Source organism: Sorangium sp. So ce726 (assembly GCF_051521405.1).
GTDB lineage: Bacteria > Myxococcota_A > Polyangia > Polyangiales > Polyangiaceae > Sorangium.
Window position 1 is genome coordinate 13237798 of the sequence record NZ_CP150349.1, and the last position, 20301, is coordinate 13258098.

The window sequence follows — 20301 nt, forward strand, 5'->3', positions numbered from 1 at the left end:
TGTACCGTGCGGCCGATTACGTCCGGGAAGGATCAGTATAAGGCCGTCTTCCGCGGATTCACCCAGGGAGTGCAAAGAAGCGGGCTCGACGTGTGCTGTGTCACGCTGCAACGCTGCGCTGCTTGTCGTTGTGTGTGATGCGGAGCACTCGACGCCAAGCGTCCAGGTGCGTTTCTGGGCGCGGGTGAGGTATTTCCGGGCCGCCCGGCCCTCGTGGAGGGGGCTCGTCGCGCGGGGCGGGGACGGGCAGAGCTCGCGTGAGACGTCCTGTGCCCGTCGTGCTGCGCACGCCGGACACAGGACGTTTATCTGGCTCAGACATCAGCCCGTCCCCGCCCCGCGCGACGAGCCCCCTCCACGAGGGCCTACGGTGTGTGCGCAAGCCAGGACCAGCCTGGCGACGCGGAGCTAGGGGGGTTGCACGAGCGCGAGGAGGCCACGCGGCTGCGACGCGAGATCAAGCGTCGGATCGACGAGGTCGCGGTGGGGACCTCCGTTCAGCGACGCGACGACCCTGGCCGTGACGATGGGCCGCACCCCGGAGTCCTTTTGCAAGCGATCGGCGACATGGTGCGCGAAGTCGACGAGCATGTCGGGCCGCGCGCACATCTCCCCCAGCTGGCGGCTCGTGAGCCACGCCTCGACGTCGAGCGGCTCGCGCACGCCGGTGCGCGGATCCAGCACGTGAATTCCGAGCTCGCTCACGCTCTTGTCGCGCAGCTTCATGCGCCACGAGAAGCGGTGTCCTGCCTCGTTCCAGGCGACGTCGCCGGGATAGACCCAGTGGCGGAGCGGCACCACGAGGTGGAACAGGAGATATCCGTGGAGCGCCGCGAGCGGCAGCGCGCTCCGGCGCGACGCGGCGGGCGAGGGGGTGCGGGCGTCGTCGCCGGGGGAGTCCGCGCCCTTGAACAGGAAGGGCAGGCGCCGCCTCGGCCACGAGGGATCGCCGAACAGCGCGAGCGAGGCGATCATCGCGTAGGGGAAGATACCGATCTTGAACAGGAGAGCGTTGGAGAGGTTGAACGCCACGGCGAGCGCCGCGCCGATCGGGAAGGTGCGCCGGGAGAAGAGCAGGAAGCCCATCGAGAGGTCGATGAAGAGCCCTGCATAGGAGAGCGCGAGCCCCGCTGTCGGCGAGGCAAGGAGCGGCCCGACGAGGGGCGCGTCGCCGTGCGCGGCGAGCCACAGGGTGAGCGGCTGGCCCCGGAGCCAGTCGCCGTTCAGCTTCGCGACGCCGCCGTAGAAGTAGACGATGGCGATCTGGGCCTTCAGGGCGAAGAGATAGAAGCGCGGCACGGTCTCCGCCGGCGCGCTGGGCGGCGCGTCGCCCAGCGAGGCGCGGCGCGCGCGGAGCCGATCCAGCGAGAGCGCGCGGTGCGCCGGGGCGGCGGCGAGCAGCAGGCCGAGGAGGCAGAGGAGATAGAGGTGGTTGAGGTATTGTGCCTTGTCGAGGAGGAAGACATACGTGAGCGCGGCGCAGAGGAGCGCGCCGCTCACCCGGTAGAACAGCCCGACGGCGCAGAGGAGCGCGAGGATGAAGAGGGCGCCGAAGTGCCAGTACATCCCTGTCCCGCCCCACGGGCGGACGAAGGGCACGAAGCTGAAGAAGAAGCCTGGCTCGATGTAATAGCGGTAGATCCGATCGTGGAGGGCGTACCGGACGACCTCCCAGGCGATCAGGGCGCCATAGCCGGCGCGGAAGACGGCGAGCGAGGCGGCGTCGACCTCGGCGGTGAGGTACGCCGCCCAGCGCCGCGCGGGGTCACTTCCAGTGCCCGTGCGCGTGCCCGTGCTTGTGGTGCTTGTGCTTGCCGTGCACGTGGATGTGGACCGGTCGGCCGTCGTCATCGTCGTCGTCGTCGTCATCGTGGACCACCACCACGCCTGGAGTCGTCCTGACCTTCACATCCACGTTCCACGTCGTCGCCACCACGACGTTGAGGGAAGGCGCGCTCGGGCCGACGATGACGTGCACGCCGGGGCGATAGCCGACGAGCACCACGTCGGCGTACGTCGGGTGCGCCACGACGACGGTGAGCTTCACCGGGTTGACCTTCGCCGCGACCTTGCCGACGCAGTACAGGCCGCCCGGGCCGGGGGTGAGCACGACGAGCTCGGAGCCCTGTCCCACGAAGCCGAGCTTGATCTTGCGGTCGCCGACGGGGACCGGCTTCAGGTCCGCGTCGAGGACGTAGACCCGTACCTGGCCAGAGGCCTTGTCCGCGACCACCTCGATCGTGTCGTCGCCGACCACCTGGATCACCCCGCCGTTCGGGCCCGTCTTGCCCGGGGGGATGGGCCTCTTCTCGGCCTTTCTCGCGCCCTCGACGATGACCTTCGTGCCCCCTGAGGGCACGTGGAGCGTGCCATTCCACGGCTTCCCGGCGACGATGATGTTGTACTTCACCTCGGTGAGATCGGCCTCGAGCTTGGGCCCGGTCGCGACGAGGAGCCCAGTCTTCGCGTCGAGCGCGAGCGGGGCCTGCGCGTCGCCGTTCGGCCCTTTCCAGGTGAGCGTGCCGCTCACGTCCTTGTCGATGGGCTTGCCGTCAGGCGCCTTCACGATCGCCTTCACGGCGCCGTCGGGCGCGAAATCCCACCCGACCGAGCCGCCGTCGTGCTCCTCGGTCAACGGATCTTCGATGACCACGGGGACCGCCTGGACCGACTCCTCGGTCACGGTGGCCTCGGCGGTGGTCTTGCACCCTGCAGCGAAGGGGCTGCCGGCGATCAAGGTGGTCAGGGCCACCACGGAAAGGATGCTCTTGGCTTGCATCAAAGCCTCCAAGCGCAGGAGGCTATCGCAACCGCCGCGCCGCGTCTGTACGAACCGCCTCGCGTTGCGGCGAAGGGGGTCATGGGCGACGACATTGGGTGCGCGGCGACCACCTCGCCCGTGATCGTCGCGGGCGCGGCCCTCCGGTGTGAGCTCGTAGGGTTCGAAGAAGCCTTGTGCGGAGTGCCACGTTGGATGACGCGTGATGTGGATGCTCTGGGCATATAACCGAGCGCGACAGCGAGTGGCGGATGCCTGTGGCAGCTCGCCATGCGCGATCGCGGCGTCGCGGACGCCTGTGGCGGCTCGCCATGCGCGATCGCCGCGTTGTGGATGCCTGTGGCGGTTCGCCAGCCGCCGTCACGCGCCTCTGGAGGCTCCTCGGCGTTTTCGCGGTCGGGCTTCCCCCCAGCGCCTCTTCGGGCTAGCGTCCCGGACGAGCCCGTCCTGCCATGTCCCAGCGCGTCTATGTCGGCCTCGTCGGCTATGGTCTTGCCGGCGCCGTTTTTCACGCCCCGCTGATCCGGGCCGTCCCTCGGCTTCGCCTCGCCGCCATCGCGACCCGCCGGGAGGGCCAGGTCATGGCCGACCACTCGGGCGTCGCCGTGCATCCGACGCCGGAGGTGCTGATCGCCGAGCCAGGGATCGACCTCGTGGTCATCGCCTCGCCCAACGAGACCCACTTCCCGCTCGCGCGCGCCGCGCTCGAGGCGGGCAAGCACGTGGTCGTCGACAAGCCGTTCACGATCACGAGCGCCGAGGCGGACGAGCTCATCGCGTTGGCCACGCGCCGGGGCCGGCTCCTCTCGGTCTTCCAGAACCGCCGCTGGGACGCGGACTTCCGCACTGTGCGCAGCTGCATCGAGCAGGGCCTGCTCGGTGAGGTGGCGTCGTACGAGGCGCACTTCGATCGCTTCCGCCCCGCCATCAAGCAGGGCTGGCGAGAGCAGGAGGCGCCGGGCTCGGGGATCCTGTACGACCTCGGCGCGCACCTGATCGACCAGGCGCTCGTGCTCTTCGGCCCGCCGCGCGCGGTGACCGCCGACGTCCTCGCGCAGCGATCCGGGGCGCGCACGGTGGACTATTTCCACCTGACGCTCGACTACGGCAGGCGCCGGGTGATCGTGCGCTCCTCGACGCTGGTGCCCGAGCCGGGGCCGCGCTTCGCGGTTCATGGCGACGCCGGGAGCTTCCTCAAGTACGGGATCGACGGCCAGGAGGATGCCCTCAAGGCGGGCGTGCGCCCGGGCGTGCCGGAGTGGGGGCGGGAGGACCCGCGCTGGTTCGGCACGCTCGTCACGGCAAGCGGCGAGCGCCGCACGATCGAGAGCCTGCCTGGCGCCTACGAGGCCTATTACGAGGGCATCGCGGCGGCGGTCCTCGACGGCGCCCCGCCGCCGGTGCGCGCCGAGGAGGCGCGCGACGTGATCCGCGTCATCGAAGCCGCGATGAAGAGCGCGGCCGAGCGGCGGACGATATCGCTCGGCGCGTGATCGAAGCGGCTTAGGAAAACCGCTGCTTGCGTCGAGGAGCGGTTGAATAGCGCATCCTCACGCGACCTCCGTCGCCTCGTACCGAGGGTGCTTGTCGGAGGATGAGCCGATACCCGACGTGCATCAAAAACGACAGCGGTAGTCCCGGGGAATGGGCCGATGTCTGAGGTGGGTTAAAAAGGGACAGCGGTAGGCCCGGGGCGAGGGTGCTCGTTGGGCGGGGTGGGGGATGGGCCGATGTCTGAGGTGGGTAAAAAAGGGACAGCGGTAGGCCCGGGGCGAGGGTGCTCGTTGGGCGGGGTGGGGGATGGGCCGATGTCTGAGGTGGGTTAAAAAGGGACAGCGGTAGGCCCGGGGCGAGGGTGCTCGTTGGGCGGGGTGGGGGATGGGCCGATGTCTGAGGTGGGTTAAAAAGGGACAGCGGTAGGCCCGGGGCGAGGGTGCTCGTTGGGCGGGGTGGGGGATGGGCCGATGTCTGAGGTGGGTTAAAAAGGGACAGCGGTAGGCCCGGGGCGAGGGTGCTCGTTGGGCGGGGTGGGGGATGGGCCGATGTCTGAGCCCGAGACATCTCTCCTCCAGCTTCGCTGGAGGAGAGATGTCTCGGGCGAGTTCGGCGGGGCCCCCACCCCGCCCAACGAGCACCCTCGCCCCGGGCCGGGCAATTCGGAAGATCGCGCACAGCAAGACCGCCGCACGCTCGACGCCCTCTCGGGCCAGAAGATCAGCGCGCCGCCGCCATCGCGGCCTGCATCGCGATGCCCATCTCAGCCGGCGTGGCCGCCACCTTGGCCCCCGCCGCCTCGAGCGCCGCGATCTTCTCGGCCGCCGTGCCCTCGCCGCCCGCGATGATCGCGCCAGCGTGGCCCATGCGCTTGCCCGGAGGCGCCGCGCGGCCGGCGATGAACGCCGCCACCGGCTTCTTCATGTTCTGCTTGATCCACGCCGCCGCGCGCTGCTCGGCCGTCCCACCGATCTCGCCGATCAGCACCACACCGTGGGTATCGGGATCCTGGTTGAAGAGCTCGAGCACGTCGATGAAGTCCATGCCGCCGACCGGATCGCCGCCGATGCCCACGCAGCTCGACTGGCCGATGCCGAGGGCGCTCAGCTGGCCGACCGCCTCGTAGGTCAGCGTGCCCGAGCGGGAGAGGACGCCGATGTGGCCCTTCTTGTGGATGTGGCCCGGCATGATCCCGATCTTGCACTCTCCCGGGGTGATCACGCCGGGACAGTTCGGCCCGATGAGCCGCGCCGGCTTCCCCTCGAGGAAGCGACGGACGCGGATCATGTCGAGCACCGGCACGCCATCGGTGATGCAGATGACGAGCTTGCAGCCCGCATCGATGGCCTCGGTGATCGCGTCCGCCGCGCCGACCGGCGGCACGAAGATGCACGAGACCTCGGCGCCCTCGTTGCGCACGGCCTGCTCGACCGTGTCGAAGATCGGCACCTTGTCTTCGAATCGCTGGCCGCCGCGGCCCGGCGTCACGCCGGCGACGACCTTCGTCCCGTACTCGATGCAGGCGCGGGCGTGCTGCGACCCGTAGGCGCCCGTGATGCCCTGGAAGACGACCCGCGTGTCCTTGTTGACGAGGATGCTCATCGCTTGATTACTCTACCTTCAACGTGGACAGGAGCTCGGCCACCGCCGCTGGCTCGCTGCTCAACTGGGTTCGAGGCTCGGTGCTCGCGGGCGCCCTAGGCGCCGGCCTTGCCGCCGCGCGTGGCGGCCACGATCTTCTGCGCGCCGTCGGCCATGGAGCTCGCCGACTGGATGGTCAGGCCGCTCTCGTCGAGCAGCTTGCGGCCGGCCTCGACGTTCGTCCCCTCGAGGCGCACCACGAGAGGCACCTTGAGCCCGAGCTCCTTCGCCGCGGCGATGACCCCGGCCGCGACGACGTCGCAGCGCATGATGCCGCCGAAGATGTTCACGAAGATGCCGCGGACCCGCTCGCTCCGGAGGATGATCTGGAACGCGGTCTTGACCTGCTCCTGCGAGGCACCGCCGCCGACGTCCAGGAAGTTCGCCGGCTTTCCGCCGTAATGGAGGATGATATCCATCGTCGCCATCGCGAGCCCGGCGCCGTTCACGAGGCAGCCGATGTCGCCGTCGAGCGACACGTAGGAGAGTCCGGCCCGCTTCGCCTGGAGCTCGACCGGATCCTCCTCGTCGACGTCGCGCATCCCGTTCCAGTCGGCGTGCCGGAACTCGGCGTTGTCGTCGAAGCTCACCTTCGCGTCGAGCGCGAAGACGTCGCCGGCGCCGGTCACGACGAGCGGGTTGATCTCGAGCAGCGAGCAGTCCTCCGCGGTGAAGCAGGCGTAGAGCGAGGCCACGAGCTTCAGGAACTGGCGCTGCGTCTCCTTCGCGGTGAGCCCGAGCGCGAGCGCGAGCTGCCGCCCCTGGTACGGGGCGAGGCCGAGCACCGGATCGATGAAGAGCTTGTAGATCTTCTCCGGCGTGCTGTGGGCCACCTCCTCGATGTCCATGCCGCCCTCGGTCGAGGCGATCACCGCGACGCGGCGGCGCTCGCGATCGACGAGCATCGCGAAGTAGAGCTCGCGCGCGATGTCGAGGCCCTGCTCGATGTAGAGCCGCCGGACCTTCTGCCCCTCGGGGCCCGTCTGCTTGGTGACGAGCTGCATGCCGAGGATCTTCTCGGCGAGGGCGGTCGCCTCCGCGCTGCCGCCCTTCGCGACCTTGACGCCGCCGCCCTTGCCGCGGCCGCCCGCGTGGATCTGCGCCTTCACGACGACGACCGGGTTGCCTGTCTGGGCGATCAGCCGATCGGCGATCGGCGCCACCTCGCTCGTCTGGAAAGTGGGCTCCCCTTTCGGTACCGGCACTCCGTAGCGAGCGAAGAGCTGCTTGCCTTGATACTCGTGGATTTTCATGAGAGGGGCCGCCACCCTATCACAAGGCCGCGCCCGCGCGAGACTCGAAAAACAGGGTCGACGGACGTCAGTCAACGCGCGGGCAACGCGCGGGCGCGTGTGAGTTACGTGTTACGTTTCGTTACGCTCCGGCACGTTACGTTTCGAGTGTTTCGCGCCGACTCACCCATCCATGGAAAAGTGCGGCGGCGCGGCGCCGCTTCCGTCGCCTCACTTGGCGGCGTAGGGCGGCGGCTCAGGCCGGCGGAGCGCCACGAGGGCGAACAGGCCGGGCATGACGTCGTCCTCGACCTTGGAGACCTTGCCTTCGAGGCTGATCTTGAGCTCATCGAACGGCGTGTAAGTGAGCCCGGCGCTCGCGGAGACGCTCGGCTGAGGCGCGAACAGGAAGGCAGACAGCGCGCCCCCGGGCTCGTGGAGAGCCTGGATTCGAAAGACCGGATGGATTGCCACCTTCGGAAGGAGATTGGCGATGATCTCGCCTCCCACCCAGGGCTTCAGCGCGATCGCTCCCGCCTCGTCCGCCGCGCCGACCAGCCCGACGCTGCCGTCGATCGACACGGTCAGCGCCTCGGCCGGGTAGAGCTCCAGGGCGACGACCGCCGAGTAGAAATCGATCGACGGATACAGCGCGACGCCCGACCAGGTCGACCAGAGCGGCTGCATCGTGGTGAGACCGGCGCCGAACGTCGGCGCGTCGACGTCGAGATCGAAGCCGCCGAAGAGGTTGATCTCGTATCCCTCGCCGAGGACTAGCCCGGGCTCGACGCCGAGCATCCGGCCCGGGACGGTGCTGATCATGGTCGAGGTTGTCGGGAAAGCGTTGATCCAGCCGTCCCAGTCCTCGATGCCAATCGGGTGCGTGATGATGCCCAGCCGGAGGTGGTGATCCTCGCGGCCAATCTGGAGCATCGCCCACTCGGGCGGGCCGATCTTGATCCCCGGCGTCGGCAAGGACCACGTGGGATAAACGAACGCCGGCAGCCCGAACGCGGGCAGGCCGAGCGGCGCCGTGGTCGCCTGCACGTCGAGATCGAGCCGGAAGTACAGCGAGCCGCTCGCGAGCCGGAGCCCGACCTCGGCCTGCGCGAGCGCGTCGAAGCGAAGGGCCGCGGGCTGCTCGCGGTGCACGCCCGCGACGACGCTGGTCCCCCCTCCCACCCAGGTGTCGATGTCGGCCGGGAGCGCGGCGAGGTGCGGTAGCAGCTGGGCCTCCTCTCTCTGGGTCTCCGGACGGCGGCTGTCCTCGATCAGCGAGCGGCGACGAGCGCCCCCGCGGCGATCACCGCCCCGCGGCGGCCGTCGCGGCCCGCAGGCGCTCGACCAGCGGGCGGATGGTGTCGCTCCGCAGCTTGTAGGACGCGCGGTTAGCGATGAGCTGCGTGCTCACCTCGGTGACCGTCTCGAGCACCTCGAGGCGGTTCTCGCGCAGCGTCGAGCCCGTCTCGACGATATCGACGATCAGGTGAGAGAGCCCGACGAGCGGCGCGAGCTCCACCGAGCCGTGGACGGGGATGATCTCCGCCACCACGCCCTTGCTCGCGAAGTGATCCCCGGCGATCCGCGGGTACTTCGTGGCGACGCGCGGCAGATCGGGCATCGGCGTGTCCTCCGGACCGGCCACGACCAAGCGGCAGCGGCCGATGCCGAGATCGAGCGGCGTGTAGAGATCGTGCCGGCGCTCGAGGAGCGTGTCACGGCCGGAGACCCCGAGATCGGCGGCGCCGTACTCGACGTAGGTCGGGACGTCGTCCGGCTTCAGGAACACGTACCGGAACGCGCCGTCCGCCGTCGGCCGGACCAGGCGGCGATCGTTCTCCTCGAGGGGCGTGCTGTCGAGGCCCGCGCGCCGCACGAGCGGGATGAGGTCCTTCAGGATCCGCCCTTTGGGGACGGCGATGGTGAGGGGCTTCGTCATCCGGCCCGCCCTTCGACGCGCACCGTGTCGGCGCCGAGCTGCGCGAGCTTGCGCTCCATGAACTCGTAGCCGCGATCCAGGTGGTAAACGCGCAGCACCTCGGTCTCGCCCTCGGTCGCCACGAGCCCGGCGATGACGAGCGACGCGCTCGCGCGAAGATCGGTGGCCATCACGCTCGCGCCCGACAGCGGCGCGCCGCCGTGCACGTGCGCCGTGTGGCCGTCCACGTCGATGTGCGCCCCCATCCGCGCGAGCTCGGGGACGTGCATGAAGCGGTTCTCGAAGATGGTCTCGACGATGCGAGACGTGCCCTGCGCGAGGCACATCAGCACCATGAACTGCGCCTGCATGTCGGTCGGGAAGCCCGGGTGCGGCGCCGTCGTGACGTCGACGGCGCGCAGCGGCCGCCCCTCGCGGCGGACGCGCACGCACTCGCCCTCGCGGCCCACCTCGACGCCCGCCTGGCGGAGCTTGGCCGCGACCGCCTCGAGGTCCTCGAGCGGCGCGTTCTCGATCAGCACGTCGCCGCCGGCCGCGGCCGCCGCGACCATGTACGTGCCGGCCTCGATCCGATCGGAGATGATCGCGTGATCGAACGGCTCCAGCTCGTCCGCGCCCTCGATGTGGATGACGTCCGTGCCGGCGCCGCTCACGCGCGCGCCCATCTTGTTGAGCACCCGGCCGAGCTCCTCGACCTCGGGCTCGCGCGCGCAGTTCACCAGCGTGGTGCGCCCCTTCGCGAGCGCCGCGGCCATCATCAGGTTCTCGGTGCCGGTCACCGTCGGCAGATCGAACACGACCTCGGCGCCGCGGAGCCGCTTGCACTCCGCGACGATGTAGCCGCGCGACAGCCGGATCGTCGCGCCGAGCGCCTCGAGGCCCTTGAGGTGTTGATCCACCGGGCGCGTCCCGATCTGGCAGCCGCCGGGGAGCGACACCTTGGCGCGGCCGAAGCGCGCCAGCAGCGGGCCGAGGACCATGACGCTCGCGCGCATCTGCTTGACGAGCTCGTAAGGGGCCTCGGGCCGCACGTTGTCGCCGGCGCCGACCTTCACGAGCGGCGGCGCGGTCTCGACGTCGCGTCCGAGGAACCGGAGCAACGCCGAGGTCGTCTCGATGTCGCGCAGCGCGGGCACGTTGCGGAGCAAGCTCTCCCCGTCGGAGAGCAGCGTCGCGCAGAGGATCGGCAGCGCGGCGTTCTTCGCGCCGCTGATGCGGATCTTGCCGGAGAGCGGCTTCCCGCCCCGGATCCGGATGGAGTCCATGCCCCCGCTATCGCACAACCCGCGGCGGAACGCGATGTTTCGGGGGCCGACCGCGCGCCTCGCGCCGTGTTTCGCCCCGTGCTCGGCGCTGGCCATCGCGATCACGGCCGGCGCGCAGCGCGCGGCGGGCGGACGACGGGGCCCACTTTCCCGTGCGCTTCCCGTGCGCTCGTCTAGTCTCCACCGGCCATGCGACCGAGCGCCATCGCCCTGTCCTCGCTGCTCGCCGCGTCTGTGGCCCCGCTCGCTGCCGCGCAGCCGTCGGCCGATCTCCGCGGGTTCCGCGCCTCGATCGACCCCGGGGCCGGCGTCTACCTCGAGCCCGCGGCGACCCCGGACACGGGCGAGTGGAGCGCGAGCCTCTGGGCCTCGTACGCCTACCGACCCATCGTGCTCCGCGATCCGGCCTCGGATGCGGTCCGCTTCGACGTCATCCGCCACCAGTTCAGCGCGGATTTTGCGGCCGGCGTGGGCATCGCGCGGCGCCTGCTCGTCGGGCTCACGCTGCCCGTGGTCCTCCACCAGACCGGCGACGCGCCCATGTCCGACGCCACGCGGGTGCTCGGCGACACGTGGCTCCCGGCGCAGGCGCTCGGCGATCTCGGCCTCGTCGGCAAGTTCACGCTCGTGCAGCCCACCGGCGGCGATCTCGGCGGGCTCGCGGTCGCGCTGCACGAGCGCTTCACGCTGCCCACGGGGGACGAGGCGTCGTTCGTGGGGGAGGGGGGCGTCACGAACGAGCTCAGGCTCCTCGCCGAGTACCGCCTGATCGCGTTCGGCGCGCACGTCGCGGCGGGGCTCAAGCTCCGCGCCGGCGAGGCCCGCTTCGGGTGCGAGGCGACCCCGGCCTCTGCCGCGGGCGACGATCCGTGCCCCACGGTGTTCGGGCACGAGCTCCCGTTCGGCCTCGGCCTCTCGCTCCGGCCGCAGATCCTGGGCATCGACCCGGAGGGGCGCGCCACGTTCTTCCTGGAGGCGCACGGGCACCTCCCGCTCTCGCCGATCGCGCCGTTCGAGAACCAGGAGGCGGCCGCGCTGGAGCTCGGCCTCGCCGCGCGCTACGCGCTGGGCGACGTCTCGTTCCTGGCCGGCGTCGAGACGGCGCTGGCCGGCGGGGTCGGCACCGCGCCCCTGCGCGCCGTCCTCTCGGTGGCGTGGACCCCGCGCGTCCACGACGCCGACAAGGACGGCGTGCCGGACGACGTCGATCAGTGCCGTGAGCTCCCGGAGGACCGCGACGGCTTCCAGGACGACGACGGGTGCCCCGAGGGGGACAACGACGAAGACGGCGTCTTCGACGATGAGGACCGCTGCCCCACGCAGAAGGAAGACGAGGACGGCGTCGCGGATGAAGATGGGTGCCCGGACCCGTGACGCCGGGCCGTGGACGATCCATGACGACGTGGACCGCATGAGCGACGACGGCTACACGAAGCACGGCGGCGGCCGCCACGAGGGGCCCTCCCGCACCTCGCCGTATCCCCTGAGCCGGCTCTCTGCGCCGCACGAGCTCGTCGACGTGGCGCGGGAGATCCAGCAGGCGGACGCGCTGCTCGGCGCGGTCACCGGCGGCAAGCTCGCGCAGATCGCGCGGCAGATCCGGTCGCTCCAGGACGAGGCGCGGCGGGTCCTCGAGGCGGCGCAGCGCGACGGCGAGCTCCACCGGGCGGCGTGCAACTTCAAGAAGCGGCCCGGCCACGTCTACCACCTGTACCGGCGCGGCGACGGCGTCCCTTACCTCTCGATGCTCTCGCCCGAGGAGTGGGGCGGCTCGCCGCCGCACGCGTTCGAGGGCTCGTACCGCCTCGAGGTCGACATGTCGTGGACGCCGGCTGACGAGGCCGGGGCGCACGACGCGGAGGCCGGCGCGCTCGCGCGGCTCACCGGCCGCGGCGCGTGACCGCGGCGCTCGATCACCCGCCGAGCTGGAGCAGCACCTTCCCGAACGACGCGTTGCTGGCGACGTAAATATGCGCCGCGGCGGCATCGCTGATCGGGAAGACCCGGTCCACGACCGGCCTCACGGCGCGGCTCGCGAGCCACGGGGAGATGTTCCGCTCGAGCACCTGCGCCGCCGCGATCTTCTCCTCGAGCGGGCGCGAGCGGAGCACGGTGCCGAAGAGCTCGATGCGCTTCCGCAGGAGCTCGCGCAGATCGAGCTCCGTGGACGCGCCGGCCGTCAGCCCGACGAGCGCGATCCGGGCCTTGGACGCGCACGCCTTGAGGTCCTCGCCGACGTACGCGCCTCCGACGAGCTCGAGGACAACGTCGACCCCCGCGCCTCCGGTCGCCTTCAGCACCTCGTCCGCGAACGTCGCGCCCGACGTCGCGATCCCGGCGTGCAGCCCGAGCTCGCGGCAGCGATCCAGCTTGTCCTGCGTGCGCGACGTCCCGACGACGAAGCACCCGAGCGCGCGGGCGATCTGGAGGCCGGCCGTGCCCACGCCGCTGCCGACCGCGTGCACGAGCGCGCGCTCGCCGGGCGCGAGCCGGGCGCGCGTCACGAGCGCGTCGTAGGCGGTGACGAACGCCTCGGGGACCGCCGCCGCCTCCTCGTCCGTGAGCCCGTCCGGCACCGGCGCGACCTCGCGCTCGTGCGCGACGACCCGCTCGGCGTAGGCGCCGCCCGCGAGGAGGCCGAAGACGCGATCGCCCGGCGCGAAGCGGCGCGCGCCCTTCCCCGTGGCCTCGACCACGCCGGAGTACTCGAGCCCCGGCACGTCCTGCGGCGCGCCGGGCGGCGCCGGGTAAAAGCCCAGCCGCTGGAGCAGATCGGCGCGGTTCACCCCGGCGAAGCGGACGGCGACGCGCACGTGACCATCGGGCACGTCGGGCGCATCGACCTCGCGCACCTCGAGGACCTCCGGCCCGCCCGGCTCGCGGATGACGACGGCGCGCATCTTCGATGTGCCGCCCGTGCCGTTCATTCTTCCATCGGCGGCGGGAGCACGCTCTTCCGGTAGAAGTACTCCACCTTCTCGGAGTCCGGATCGACCGGCTCCGCCTCCGGCTCGGCCGGCGCGTTGCCGCCGATCGCCGCCTCGATCTGCACCTGCTCGAGGGCGTCCATCATCGAGGCCGCGCTCGGGAAGCGCTCCTCGCGATCGAGCGCGAGCGCGCGCATCGTCGCGACGTCGAGCGAGTGGGGCACCTCGGGCCGCAGCATGCGCGGGCGGATCGGCTTCACGCGCTGGATCTCCGCGAGCAGGGCGGCGGCCGTCGGCGCCTTGAACGGCAGCTGCCCGGTGAGCATCACGTAGAGCAGCATGCCCACCGAGTAGAGGTCCGCGCGCGCGTCGAGATCGCGGACGCCCTGCGCCTGCTCCGGGGCCATGAACGCGGGCGTGCCGGCGATCGCGTGGCTCCCCGCGGCGGCCATCGAGACGAGGATCGACGGCGCCACCCCGGTGTTGAACGCCTCGGCGACGCCGAAGTCGAGCACCTTCACGGTGAGCGGGCCGCGGCCGCCGCCGACGAGACAGATGTTGTCCGGCTTGAGATCGCGGTGGAGGATGCCCTCGGTGTGCGTGACGACGAGCGCGCTGAGCACCTGGACAGCCACATCCAGCACGACGGGAATGGGCATGGGGCGCTCTCGCGCGAGCCGCTCGGTGATGGTCTCGCCCTCGAGCCGCTCCATCACGAGGTACGGCGTGCCGTCGTCGAGCACGCCCAGATCGTAGACCTCGACGATGTTCGGATGGCCGAAGCGGCCGGCGACGGCGGCCTCGTTGTGGAAGCGCGCGATGGCCGTCTTGCTCTGAGCGTACTGGCCGCGGAGCGTCTTGATCGCGACCCGGCGCCGCAGGCCGATGTGGATCGCGTCGTAGACCATCCCCATCCCGCCCTTCGCGATGACGCCGAGGATGCGGTAGCGGTCGTGCAGCAAGCGGCCGACGAGCGGCGCTTCCTTCGTCGGCCGTGGCTGATCGGGATCGATATCGGGCGGCAGCGGCCCGTCCACCGGCCACCCCGACTCGCCCCTGCTCGTCGGCGGTACCCGTGTCGAGGAGGGCGGGGCGACGCTCGGCGTGAGCGCCGTGCCGTGCACCGGGCACCTCTCGGTGTCCGACGGGTGTGGCAACCCGCACGCCTGGCATCGGATGAAGTGCTGCGGCGGCATCGGGGACCCGGTCAGAGTACGGGTACATCCGCCCATGCAGCAAGCTCGTTCAGGGAGCGAGCGTCCCGGCTGGGGGGGCACGCCCACAGCGTGTGGTTGGGTAGCCAACCCATGTCATCTTCAGCAGCTGGGTTGGATCGGCTCGCGGCTTACGGTAGGCTGAGCTCAGACGTGCCGCAGCCGGTCCGAAAGCCAACCCGACGAGCGCGAGAGGTGCCGCAGCGAGGCGGGTACCAGAATTTGCATCAGAACGTAAGCAAGAACGTAAGCAAGAACGTAAGCAAGAACGTAAGCGAAAACGTAAACCGGAACGTGAGCCGGCACGTCGACCTGAACGTTGACCAGCACGTGAACCAGTACGTAAGTCGAACGTAAGTCGAGCGTTAGGCAGCGCGTAACGGGCTCGGGGTACGCTTTCCCCGACTGCCAGCAGTGGGGGCCAGCGGGATGGGAAGGGGAAAGAGACAGAGGCCATGAGCACGGCGGAGAAGCTTTCGGACGGTGCCTCGGCCAGCGGTGAGTCCGATCCGCTGCTGGGAAAGGTCTTGAATCAGAAGTTCAAGATCCACTCCCTCCTTGCGACGGGCGGCATGGGCGTCATCTATCGCGGCGAGCAGATCGCCCTCGAGCGGCAGGTCGCGATCAAGGTCCTGACGCCCACGAACTCATCGAATCAAATCGACCCCAACTTTCATAAGCGCTTCTTCCTCGAGGCGAGCATCCTCGCCAGGCTCCAGCACCCGAACATCGTCACGGTCTTCGACTACGGCCGAGTCGAGAACATGGAGCCCGAGCGGTACTTCATGGCCATGGAGTTCCTCGAGGGCGAGACGCTCTTCCGGCGGCTGCGCAAGGCCGGCCGCCTCTCGGCGCCCGACTCGATGGGCATCGCCCGGCAGATCGCCCGCGGGCTGCGCGAGGCGCACAAGCACGGCGTGGTGCACCGCGATCTGAAGCCGTCGAACGTCATGCTCGTCCCCGGTGAGGACACCGGCGAGCTCGTCAAGATCCTCGATTTCGGCCTCGTGAAGGTGCTCGCGGACGACTCGGAGGAGCTCACGCAGCAGGGCTCGTTCCTCGGCTCCCCGCGCTTCATGTCGCCGGAGCAGATCTCGCACGGCAAGGTCGATCTGCGGACGGACGTGTACTCGCTGGGCGTGATCCTCTATCAGATGCTCTGCGGGAAGGTCCCGTTCGAGGCGCAGAACTCGGTCCAGATCCTGATCGCCCACCTGCAGCAGCCCGTCCCGCGGATGAAAGAGCGCAACCCCGAGGCCGACGTGCCCGAGCCGCTCGAGGCGTTCGTGCTGCGCTGCCTGTCGAAGGATCCGGACGGCCGACCGGCCAACATGGAGGCCCTCATCCGCGGGCTCGGCGAGTGCGCGCAGGCGATGGGCCTCTCCCCGGCGTTCGGCTCGACGGGCCTCGTGACCATGGACTCCACCGGCACCGGCAGGATGCCGACGCCGATGCCGCCCGTGCGCGTGATGACGGCGATCCCCGCCAGCTCGTCGTCGCCCACGTCGACGTCCGGCGCCACGACCTCGCAGGTGGACGACGCCTCGCTCGGCGCCGCCTCGCGCCCTGCCGACGCCGCGCCGCAGGGCCGCAAGGGCATCGTGCTCGTCGCGGTGGGCGTCCTCGCCGTCGCGGGCATCGGCGTCGCGATGTCGCAGATGCGCTCCAGCGAGCCGCCGCCGACGCCGGCCGCCGCGCAACAGGAGAAGCCGCAGGTCGCGCCGCCGCCCGCCGACGTCGGGTCGTTCGTGCTGATGGTCGAGTCCATGCCGTCCGGCGCCGAGGTGCTGGAAGACGGCAAGCCGCTCGGGAACACGCCGCTCCAGCTGTCGCTCTCGAACAGCTCCGTGCGCGCCAACCCGCGCCGGCTGACCGTGCGGCACGAGGGGTACGAGCCGTACTCGATCGTCCAGGGCCCCTCCGATCAGTCCGTGCGCCTGGTCGCGACGCTCACGAAGCAGGCCGCGGCACCGACGAGCACGCCTGCCGCGCCGACGCCGCCCCCGGCCGCCCCGGCGCCTCGCCCCTACTCTGGCCGGCCGGCCGTCAGGCCCGCGCCCGCCCCCGACGCGCCGCCCCCGCCTCCTTCTCCTCGGCCGCTGGATATCCAGATCGAACGATGACCCTCCAGCGCCCCCCACACCACATCGTCGTCTCCCCGTCTGTCTTCACCGCGCGGCCGCTCTGGGCGGATGTCCTCGCTGACGTGGAGGCACCTTGTTCCAGGCTTTCTGTCGACGGGCACCCCCCGCGCGGTGCGCACGGCGAAGGAGACGATGTGCCGCAATCTCCGGAAGTTGCGCAGGAGTGCGCGCACGGACACGCGCACGCTCACCAGCCCGCGCAGCGGCAGCGTGAGAAACGCCAAATCCAGCGGCGAATCCAGCCCGTGCAGATCGACCGAACGATCGATCGAAGATCCCGGTATTCATCCGTTCCCGCCGGCAGTAGACTCCAGGCTCTGCGTCCCGCAGACGCGCTTCCCAGGCCGATTCCAAGCGGGATCCGTTGCTGAGGAGCAAGGAAATGAACCCGCTCGTCCCCGACTTCATCATCCAGCAAGACGCTCTCGGCAACACCGAGGGCAGCTTCACGGGGGCGGTGCTGATGATCGACATCCCCGGCTTCACCGAGCTCACGGAGAAGCTGATGCAGCACGGCCGCGCGGGCGCGGAGACGCTCGCCGGAACGCTCCGGTACTACTTCGACCCGCTCATCGCCGCGGTCCACCACGCCGGGGGCTTCATCACGAACTTCGCGGGCGACGCGTTCACGGCGCTGTTCCAGGACACGCCAGACCGCAAGGTCGCGGAGTACGTGCTCGGCGCGGCGCTCGCGATGCGCGACCTGTTCGCGGAGCACCCTGAGCGCGACACGCCCTTCGGCAGCTTCCCGTTCTCGTTCCGGATGGGGCTCGCGTGGGGCTCGGTCGAGTGGGGCATCGTCCGCATCTCCCCGGAGCGCGCGTACTACCACTTCCACGGGCAGGCGCTCGCCGCGTGCGTCGCGATCGAGCGGCAAGCGCTGAAGGGCGACATCCTCCTCGACCGCGCGCTCTGCGATCGCATCCCGCCCGCAAGCGCGAAGTACCACGGCGAGGGCGTCTACAAGCTCGGCGACGTGCCGGCGCCCAGGATGCCGCAGGTCCCGAGGAACCCGCCGCGCGGCGAGGGCACCGCGTTCGTGGCGAGGGGCGTCGCGGACATGCCCCCGGAGGGCGAGTTCCGCAACGTCACGAGCGTCTTCCTCTCGTTCGAGCAGATCCCGAGCTTCGCGGAGCTCACGCGCCTCCTGCACGAGCTCTCCGAGCTCTACGGCGGCACCTTCACGGGCATCGACGCGGGCGATCTCGGCATCGCCGCGCTGATCCACTTCGGCGCGCCGATCACCCACGAGAACGACAACGATCGCGCGCTCGACTTCGCGCTGGAGCTGAAGAAGCGCGGCCTCCGGCAGATGCGCCTCCGGGCGGGGATCACGCGCGACGTCCGGTATGCCGGCTTCAACGGCGGCACCGAGCGCCACGAGTTCGCGTGCATCGGCCGCGCGACGAACCTCGCCGCGCGCCTCGTCGCGAAGGCCCCCTGGTCGGCGATCTGGGCCGACGAGCAGGTCTTCCGCGCCGGGGAGACGAGCTACCAGTGGACGACGGAGAACATCTTCCGGTTCAAGGGCTTCGATCTGCCCATCCTCGTCTACTCGCTGGAGCGCCGCCGCATCTCGGTCCAGAAGGAGTTCTACGACCTCGGCCTCATCGGCCGCGAGGCGGAGATCGAGCAGCTCGCGCGCTACGTCGGGCCGATCTTCGAGGGCAAGCCGGCCGGGATCACGTACATCGACGGCGAGCCGGGGCTCGGGAAGAGCTACCTCGTGCAGCGCTTCCGCCACCGGTGCGAGGAGCACCAGAGCGACCGGCCCTTCCTGTGGATCGACGCGCGCTGCGACCAGACGCTCCAGAGCTCGCTGAACGCGTTCGAGTTCGCGCTGAAGGAGTACTTCTGGGAGTCCTCCGCGCTCGGCAAGGAAGAGAAGCTCACGAACTTCGACGACGCGTTCGAGTACCTCCTCGAGCGCCTGCCCGAGAGCCAGGCCGCGCTGAAGCGCGAGCTCGATCGCGCGCGCTCGGTGTTCGCCGCGCTCATCGGCATCCGCTGGGAGGACTCGCCGTACGAGCGCCTGCACCCGAAGCTCCGGTACACGAGCACGCTCTCGGCGCTGAGCTTCGTCTTCCTCGCCGAGGCGTCGCTCCAGCCGGTGATCCTGCACCTCGAGGACGCGCACTGGGCTGACGAGGACTCGCTCGAGGCGGTGCGCGTGATCGCGCGCGCGTGCCGGGGGCTGCCCATCGCGATCATCTGTACGACGCGGCGCAAGGACGACGGCACCCCCGTGCGCATCCCGCTCGACCCGGGCATCTCGGAGAACGTGATCGAGCTGAAGCCGCTGCCGCGCGAGCAGCTCCTCGCGCTCGCGGTCCCGTTCTTCGGCGGCCCGATGCCGGACATGCTCGCGACGCTCCTCTGCGAGACGGCCGGCGGCAACCCGTTCTTCGCGCAGGAGATCCTCGCCTACTGGCTCGAGGACGGGCGCTACGGCTCGAGCTCGAGCTCCATCTCGATCTCGAACACGTTCATGCCGCCGAAGAACGTGAACAGCCTGCTCATCTCGCGCCTCGACCGGCTCGACGCGAAGGTGAAGCAGACGATCGTCGCCGCGGCCGTCCTCGGGCGCGAGTTCGACCTGCGCGTGCTCGCGCTGATGCTCCCCGACGCCTCCGTGCTCGAGGAGCACGTGCGCATCGGCGAGGCGCAGTGCATCTGGTCGCAGATGACGGAGCGGCGCTTCCAGTTCAGCAACGCGCTCCTCCGCAACGCGGCCTACGAGATGCAGTCCCGCGCGCGGCTCCAGGAGCTCCACCGGCTCGCGGCCGAGGCGATCGAGAGCCTCTACGGCGACGACCTCGAGGACCAGCTCGTCGCGCTCGGCCGCCACTGGCGCCGCGCGGGCAAGGTGGACCACGCGCGCCGCTACTTCCTCGCGGGCGCCCGCAAGGCGGCGGCGCGCTACGCCCACGAGGAGGCGACCCGCCTCTACCGCGTCTACTTCAAGCTCTCGCCGGAGCCCACGCCCGAGAGCGTCGTTGTGCGCTACGAGTTCGCGCGCGACGTCCTCGAGGCGAGGGGGCGGTACCAGGAGGCGCGGCAGGAGCACATTCGCGTGCTCACCGACGCCCAGAAGCTCGGCGATCGCGGGTCCGAGTCGCTCGGCTTCCTCGGCCTCGGCCGCACGCACTGGGCGATGCAGCAGCCGGACGACGCGCGCACGTACTGGGAGGAGGGGCTGCGCGCCGCGCGCGAGGCCGGCAACCTGCCGGCCGAGGGGCTCACGCTCGCGAGCCTCGGGATGGCCTACGCCGTCCAGGGCCGGTACGACGCCGCCCGCACGCTCTACTCGCGCGCGATCACGGTCGAGCGGCAGATCGGGAACCGGCGCGAGGAGGCGAGGCTCCTCGGGGAGTTCGCGAAGCTGCACCGGCTGAGCGGCCACCTCGGCGAGGCGGAGGCCCTGCAGGAGCAGGCCGCTGCCATCGAGCGTGAGCTGGGGGCCTCTTGAGCCGGTGGGGGACGCAGCCGTGCCCTCCGCCCACGCGAAGGCGACCCCGTCGTCCGACGTCGTCGCGCGTTCCCTAGATCGCGGTGCAGAGGCCCCGCCGGCCCGCGCGGCGCCGGCGCGCCCCGGCCCTCGCCGCCCTGCGAATTCCGCTGACAATCGATCAAGAGGTCTCCCAAGAGCATGACACGACAGGCAAC

The 20301-nt window shown here is 70.6% G+C and carries 14 protein-coding genes; 5 read left to right on the plus strand and 9 right to left on the minus strand.

What is annotated here, in order from left to right:
* Positions 1 to 408: 408 nt before the first annotated feature.
* Positions 409 to 1869, minus strand: a complete 1461-nt coding sequence (locus WME79_RS49380) for an HTTM domain-containing protein (protein WP_437530144.1) — start codon at positions 1867 to 1869, stop codon at positions 409 to 411.
* Positions 1766 to 2779, minus strand: a complete 1014-nt coding sequence (locus WME79_RS49385) for a hypothetical protein (protein ID WP_437530146.1) — start codon at positions 2777 to 2779, stop codon at positions 1766 to 1768. The genes WME79_RS49380 and WME79_RS49385 overlap by 104 nt, the downstream gene beginning before the upstream one ends.
* A 452-nt stretch (positions 2780 to 3231) precedes the next feature.
* Here WME79_RS49385 and WME79_RS49390 point away from each other — a divergent pair, with 452 nt between their 5' ends.
* Positions 3232 to 4272 carry an oxidoreductase gene (locus WME79_RS49390; RefSeq protein ID WP_437530149.1) on the plus strand — a complete coding sequence of 347 codons (1041 nt, stop codon included), beginning with the start codon at positions 3232 to 3234 and terminating at the stop codon, positions 4270 to 4272.
* Positions 4273 to 4993: 721 nt separating this feature from the next.
* Here WME79_RS49390 and sucD read toward each other — a convergent pair.
* The 5 genes from sucD to murA all read right to left on the minus strand — a co-directional run bounded on the left by sucD (position 4994) and on the right by murA (position 10350).
* Positions 4994 to 5875 (minus strand): succinate--CoA ligase subunit alpha, encoded by an 882-nt coding sequence (gene sucD, locus WME79_RS49395; protein WP_437530152.1) that lies wholly within the window; start codon positions 5873 to 5875, stop codon positions 4994 to 4996.
* 95 nt (positions 5876 to 5970) lie between these two features.
* Complete coding sequence (gene sucC, locus WME79_RS49400; RefSeq protein WP_437530155.1) at positions 5971 to 7167, minus strand: ADP-forming succinate--CoA ligase subunit beta; 1197 nt, start codon at positions 7165 to 7167, stop codon at positions 5971 to 5973.
* A 210-nt stretch (positions 7168 to 7377) separates the two neighbouring features.
* Complete coding sequence (locus WME79_RS49405; RefSeq protein WP_437530158.1) at positions 7378 to 8328, minus strand: hypothetical protein; 951 nt, start codon at positions 8326 to 8328, stop codon at positions 7378 to 7380.
* A gap of 121 nt (positions 8329 to 8449) precedes the next feature.
* The gene (hisG, locus tag WME79_RS49410; protein WP_437530161.1) at positions 8450 to 9085 is read right to left on the minus strand and encodes an ATP phosphoribosyltransferase; all 636 of its coding nucleotides are present in this window, start codon (positions 9083 to 9085) and stop codon (positions 8450 to 8452) included.
* Entirely contained in the window at positions 9082 to 10350 is a 1269-nt protein-coding gene (gene murA / locus WME79_RS49415) for a UDP-N-acetylglucosamine 1-carboxyvinyltransferase (protein WP_437530164.1), read from the minus strand. The genes hisG and murA overlap by 4 nt, the downstream gene beginning before the upstream one ends.
* Positions 10351 to 10539: 189 nt before the next feature.
* Between murA and WME79_RS49420 the strand changes: the two genes are divergently transcribed.
* Positions 10540 to 11724 (plus strand): hypothetical protein, encoded by a 1185-nt coding sequence (locus tag WME79_RS49420; protein ID WP_437530166.1) that lies wholly within the window; start codon positions 10540 to 10542, stop codon positions 11722 to 11724.
* Positions 11699 to 12250: a DUF2452 domain-containing protein gene (locus WME79_RS49425; RefSeq protein ID WP_437530169.1), complete on the plus strand. Its 552-nt coding sequence runs from the start codon at positions 11699 to 11701 to the stop codon at positions 12248 to 12250. Before WME79_RS49420 ends, WME79_RS49425 begins: the two co-directional genes overlap by 26 nt.
* Before the next feature lie 13 nt (positions 12251 to 12263).
* On the opposite strand, the gene WME79_RS49430 is transcribed toward WME79_RS49425, so the two are convergent.
* Together WME79_RS49430 and WME79_RS49435 are read right to left on the minus strand one after the other, a co-directional pair.
* Positions 12264 to 13250, minus strand: coding sequence for an NAD(P)H-quinone oxidoreductase (locus WME79_RS49430; protein WP_437540100.1), 987 nt, complete (start codon positions 13248 to 13250; stop codon positions 12264 to 12266).
* 23 nt (positions 13251 to 13273) lie between these two features.
* Complete coding sequence (locus WME79_RS49435; RefSeq protein WP_437530172.1) at positions 13274 to 14434, minus strand: serine/threonine-protein kinase; 1161 nt, start codon at positions 14432 to 14434, stop codon at positions 13274 to 13276.
* 512 nt (positions 14435 to 14946) lie between these two features.
* On the opposite strand from WME79_RS49435, the gene WME79_RS49440 reads away from it, so the two are divergent.
* Complete coding sequence (locus WME79_RS49440; protein ID WP_437530175.1) at positions 14947 to 16614, plus strand: protein kinase domain-containing protein; 1668 nt, start codon at positions 14947 to 14949, stop codon at positions 16612 to 16614.
* 403 nt (positions 16615 to 17017) lie between these two features.
* Positions 17018 to 20104, plus strand: coding sequence for an AAA family ATPase (locus WME79_RS49445; protein ID WP_437530177.1), 3087 nt, complete (start codon positions 17018 to 17020; stop codon positions 20102 to 20104).
* Positions 20105 to 20301: the final 197 nt, after the last annotated feature.